At 36.1% G+C, this 255-nt stretch carries 1 protein-coding gene; it reads right to left on the minus strand.

Annotated features, from left to right (window positions below; translation table 11 throughout):
- On the minus strand, positions 1 to 255 hold a 255-nt coding region (tnpA, locus tag KI363_RS21795), incomplete at both ends, for an IS200/IS605 family transposase (protein WP_212967629.1).

The following is a 255-nucleotide window of genomic DNA, read 5'->3' on the forward strand; positions in this document are numbered from 1 at the left end:
CTCCCCCTGTTGTAAGCAGAAGGTAGCTTTTACTCCAAAAATACGGTTTCCAATAATAGGGTTTAAGATATTCCTCGAACTCTTTTCGTATATACCTGGAGGTCACGGTTTTAAAACTATTGACCGTGTTCGATAAATGAATTTGCGGAGGAGCATCAAATAATATATGAAGATGGTCTTTTTCGGCATTTATTTCTAAAATTTCGCATTTCCACTTAGAAAACAAATCACAAGCGATTTCTTCAAGACGCTTTT

Source organism: Lederbergia ruris (assembly GCF_018332955.1).
Taxonomy (GTDB): domain Bacteria; phylum Bacillota; class Bacilli; order Bacillales; family Bacillaceae_C; genus Lederbergia; species Lederbergia ruris.